The organism is Calditrichota bacterium (assembly GCA_014359355.1).
Lineage (GTDB): Bacteria > Zhuqueibacterota > Zhuqueibacteria > JANLFK01 > Oleimicrobiaceae > Oleimicrobium.
In genome coordinates this window covers 1-4,564 of sequence record JACIZP010000180.1, presented here as the reverse complement: position 1 = coordinate 4,564, position 4,564 = coordinate 1, and the positions used below count along the sequence as shown (strand labels likewise).

The following is a 4,564-nucleotide window of genomic DNA, read 5'->3' as shown; positions in this document are numbered from 1 at the left end:
CGCTGCCTTGGCCGGATCCTTTAGGTAATTCTGGTAAACAGCGCCAAGATTGTAGTAGGCCTTCGGGTTCTGAGGGTTGTAGTTGATTGCCTTGTTGTAGACCTCTACGGCCTCCTGGTACTTTCCCATCTTCTGGAAAAGGTTTCCCAGTGCCGTGTACGCCTCATCGTACATGGGGTCCAGGGCAATAGCGCGTTGATAAGCAGCCAGCGCTTCGTCGTAGCGGCGCAGATTGGACAGTGCGAGGCCCCGTCCATAGAAGGCCTTGGCAAAGCTACTATCCTGCGCGATCGCCTGGTCGTAGGCCTTGAGGGCTTCCTCGTAGCGGCCGGTCTTGGCGAAAGTGTTGCCCTCGTTGTAGGCGCGTTTGGCTGCCGCCTGCCGCTCCTGCAGGGCCTTGTCCTGGAGCAACTCCTTGCCAAGGGCCTCGATCTCGGCGGAAAGCTCATCGTACTTTGCTTTCATCTCCTTGTACTGATCCGGAGTGACGCCGGGCGCCTGCATCTGGGCAGTAAGTTCCTTGAGTTCCAGGACCTTCTGATCGTACAATGCTTTCTTGTCCTGGTCGTCCGCCAAAGCCAGACATGCGCCCAACACCGCCACACCCACCGCAATCGCCAAAATTGTGGTCCGGTGTGTTGCTTTCATCGTCACCGCTCCTCGTTGGTCCAATTCTACCCAAGAAACTGTGCCGAAGGCGGGATTCGAACCCGCACACCCGGTGGGTACTGCCCCCTCAAGACAGCGTGTCTACCAAATTCCACCACTTCGGCATCCTACTCTCCCCACGACAGGTGGAAAGAGCCTTTATCCCCAACGACTGCTACGGCTGCGGGCTTTCTGGGACTGCCTCTCCGCCCGTTTGCTCCGAGGGTACCACCGGCAGCACTGAGGCAGGTGTCGACTGTCGCCTGGCGCGCTCTTCTTCCACCACGCTCTTCTCGCGAGGCATCACGCCGCGCGTCATCAGACCGAGGGTCATTGACAACACCATGAATGCAGCACCTAAGCCGATGGTGATTTTGCTAAGAAGCGGAGCTGCACCGCGGCCACCAAACATGGCGCCCACCGTACCGCCCCCACCGAAGGCCCCAGCCAATCCGCCTCCCTTGCTCGACTGCAAGAGAATTGCAATCGTCATGAAAATGCAGACCAACACATGGATGAACAACAGAAAGGTATAGAGCACATGCCCTCCTGTGGACTATCGCCCCTGAGACTACCTCGCTACCTGGACCTCGGCTGCCGCCTTGACAATCGCCGCAAAGGAGTCTGCCTCCAGGCTCGCGCCCCCGACCAAGGCGCCATCGACATCCGGGAGCGAGAGTAGAGAACGCGCGTTGTCAGGCTTTACGCTGCCGCCGTACTGGATGCGCATGGCCGCTGCGCATCCATCGCCAGCCAAGTCCGCAATAAGGCGGCGCACGAACTGGTGCGCCTCTTGCGCTTGTTCTGGAGTCGCGTTCACCCCGGTGCCGATGGCCCAGACAGGCTCGTAGGCAATCACCACGCCGCTGAGCTGCTCAGCGGAGAAGCCCTGGAGCGCGCCGCGAAGCTGACTCTCCAGGACCTGCAAGGTCTGATTCGCCTGCCGCTGCGCAAGTGTCTCGCCTATGCAGACAATCGGCGTCAGGCCCGCCTGGAGCGCCGCCTTCAGCCGCCGGTTGACCGTCTCGTCGGTTTCCCCGAAGTATTGCCGCCGTTCGGAATGGCCGATGATCACATACGAAGCGCCTGTCGACTTGATCATCTCGCCCGAAACCTCGCCGGTAAAAGCACCCTTCGGTTCCCAGTGCAGATTCTGCGCCCCCCACGAGATGCCGCTCTCACGCAAGATCTCGGCAACTGCCAACAGATCGGTGAACGGCGGAATAACTACCACATCCAGCTTCTTTACCTCGTTCACCAAGCGGACCTTGAGCGCTTTGGCCAACTCCTTAGCCTCGCTCACGGTCTTGTACATCTTCCAGTTGCCTGCTATGATCTTGCGGCGCATCCTCTACTGAGATCCTTCCCGCTTAGTGAACACCGGCCAGTTCCGACTACGCAAACAGCTTCAACGCACGAAAAGTTCCCCTAAATCATCTTCTTCATCAAGTCGACAACACGGCAAGAATAACCCCATTCGTTGTCGTACCACGCCAGGACCTTCACGAACTTGCCCTTGCCGGAGGCGTCTTCGGCCATGACATTGGTCGACTCGGCATCGAAAATCGCCGAGGCGCTGGAACCGATGATGTCGCAGGAGACGATGGGGTCTTCGGTGTACTCGATGATCCCCTTCATTGGGCCTTCGGCGGCCTTCTTCATGGCCGCGTTGATCTCTTCGGCAGTAACGGCCACTTTCAACTCGGCAACGAAATCGACGATAGAACCATCGGCGACCGGAACGCGCAACGCCAACCCATCCAGCTTGCCTTTCAGCTCAGGAATCACCTTGCCCACGGTCCTGGCCGCGCCAGTCGTGGTTGGGATGATAGAGGCAGCAGCGGCACGTGCCCTGCGCAGGTCCTTGTGCGGCAGGTCGAGGATGCGCTGGTCATTCGTATAAGCGTGCACCGTCGTCATGAAGCCTTTGACCACACCGAACGAGTCGTTCAGCACCTTCACAATGGGTGCCAGGCAATTCGTGGTGCAGGAGGCATTGGAGACAATCGTATGCTCCGGCTTCAGCATGTGATCGTTCACCCCTACGACGATGGTAGCGTCGATCTCGTCCTTCGCGGGGACGGTGACGACCACCTTCTTGGCGCCAGCGGCCAGGTGCTTTGCCACCTGTTCCCGCTTGCGGAACACGCCGGTTGCCTCGACCACGATGTCCACCTGCTTGGCCTTCCAGGGAAGCTTTGCCGGGTCGGTCTCGGCGCTCACCTCGTAAGCCTTGCCGTTGACCACTATGGCATTACCTTCTGCCTTCACCGTGCCCTTGAAACGACCATGCACGGAGTCGTACTTAAGTAGATGTGCAAGAGTCGGCGCGTCCGTGATGTCATTGATGTGCACCACTTCGAACGCCTTGTCTTGCTCCAAAATGCGAAATACGAGTCTTCCAATCCGCCCAAAACCGTTGATTGCAACTTTGGCTGCCATGTCAACCTCCGCTCCTGCTGATTCTGGAAAACCTATGCCTTCCCGGTACAACCGAGCACATGAAGCTTGTGCCGGACCATTTCCTTGATCGCCTCGCGCGCTGGACCCAAGTAGAGTCGCGGGTCAAAGTTGCTCGGATTCTCCGCAAACTCTTTACGAATAGTGGCTGTCATCGCCAGCCGCAAGTCAGTATCGATGTTCACCTTGCACACGCCGCCTTTGACCGCCCGGGCAATCATCTCCTCCGGCACACCCTTTGCCCCAGGAAGCTTGCCACCGTACTTGTTGCACATTTCCACAAACGGTTGGAGTACGCTGGAAGCGCCGTGCAAAACCAAGGGGAAGCCGGGCAGGCGTTCCTCGATGGCCCGCAGCCGTTCAAAGTCTAAGAACGGCTCGCCGGCAAATTTGTAGGCACCGTGGCTGGTGCCAATGGCCACCGCCAAGGAGTCGCAGCCGGTACGTTCAACGAACTCCCGGGCCTCGTCGGGGTCGGTGAAGATTGCATCGCGCTCCTCCACGGAGACATGCTCTTCCACGCCCTTCAACCTGCCTAGTTCAGCCTCCACAGGGATGCCCCGAGGATGTGCGTACTCGACCACCTTCTTCGTGAGGGCCACATTCTCATCGAAGGGAAGGTGGGAGCCATCGATCATGACCGAGGTGAACCCACCGTCAATGCATGCCTTGCAAAGCTCGAAACTGTCGCCATGGTCGAGGTGAACCGCAATTGGCAAGTTGGAAATCTGCAGGGCGGCTTCGATGAGCTTCATCAAATACTCATGCCGGGCGTACTTGCGCGCGCCCTTTGAGATCTGCAGAATCAAGGGAGCACGTTCTTCCTCCGCAGCCTCAACGATTCCCTGGATTATCTCCATGTTGTTCACATTGAATGCCCCGATGGCATAGCCGCCCTCGTAGGCCTTGGCAAACATCTCTTTGGTGGTGACCAGTGGCATCGTCGTTCCTTGTGTGCGGTTTCTCCACTTTCAAAAAAGCAGCACGTCGCGCGTGCTGCTCTACCATTACTCTCGCTTGCACGGTTTAGCGGGCACTAATTATATGAAAAAATCCCCAAAATGTCAAGAAGTTATTCCCGGTAAGTGCGACAAATGTTCTGTTTTTCTTCTGCGCAGAGCGCCGCAGGGCAGGTGTCACAGGTGGGTCTGCATTGCGGTCTCTCAACTGTGTCCCACGCCGCCCTCGCATCGCTTGCGATCTATCCAGCAGCTGGCTGCTCAACACATCGCTGCCCTATCCCCAACAGGAGAGCCGAAGTCAGACACTTCCTCGAAGGGCTGCAGAAGCCAGTTCCGCCTCGGTTGCTCTAATGCGCCAGATGCAGCACATGGAAAACACTACGCCCTAGCCACGGTGGCCAGACCTACTCGCCGTGCCCCTGCCTTCAGGAGCACTGCCGCGCACTCATTGGCCGTAGCACCCGTCGTGAACACATCGTCGACGAGCATGACTA

General features: G+C 58.2%; 6 protein-coding genes and 1 tRNA gene. All 7 read right to left on the bottom strand.

Annotation, left to right across the window (positions count from 1 at the left end; translation table 11 throughout):
* On the bottom strand, positions 1-648 hold a 648-nt coding region (locus H5U38_07815; protein ID MBC7186922.1), incomplete at its 3' end, for a tetratricopeptide repeat protein.
* A gap of 41 nt (positions 649-689) precedes the next feature.
* Positions 690-773, bottom strand: a tRNA-Leu gene (locus tag H5U38_07810).
* Positions 774-823: 50 nt separating this feature from the next.
* A complete protein-coding gene (gene secG, locus H5U38_07805) occupies positions 824-1,189 on the bottom strand; it encodes a preprotein translocase subunit SecG (GenBank protein MBC7186921.1) in 366 nt (121 codons plus the stop codon).
* A gap of 30 nt (positions 1,190-1,219) precedes the next feature.
* Positions 1,220-1,996, bottom strand: a complete 777-nt coding sequence (locus tag H5U38_07800; GenBank protein MBC7186920.1) for a triose-phosphate isomerase — start codon at positions 1,994-1,996, stop codon at positions 1,220-1,222.
* Between the two features lie 80 nt (positions 1,997-2,076).
* The gene (gene gap / locus H5U38_07795) at positions 2,077-3,090 is read right to left on the bottom strand and encodes a type I glyceraldehyde-3-phosphate dehydrogenase (protein MBC7186919.1); all 1,014 of its coding nucleotides are present in this window, start codon (positions 3,088-3,090) and stop codon (positions 2,077-2,079) included.
* Positions 3,091-3,122: 32 nt separating this feature from the next.
* Positions 3,123-4,049: a class II fructose-1,6-bisphosphate aldolase gene (fba, locus tag H5U38_07790; protein MBC7186918.1), complete on the bottom strand. Its 927-nt coding sequence runs from the start codon at positions 4,047-4,049 to the stop codon at positions 3,123-3,125.
* 399 nt (positions 4,050-4,448) lie between these two features.
* Positions 4,449-4,564, bottom strand: a 116-nt coding sequence (locus H5U38_07785) for a ComF family protein (GenBank protein ID MBC7186917.1), incomplete at its 5' end; no start/stop codon positions are given.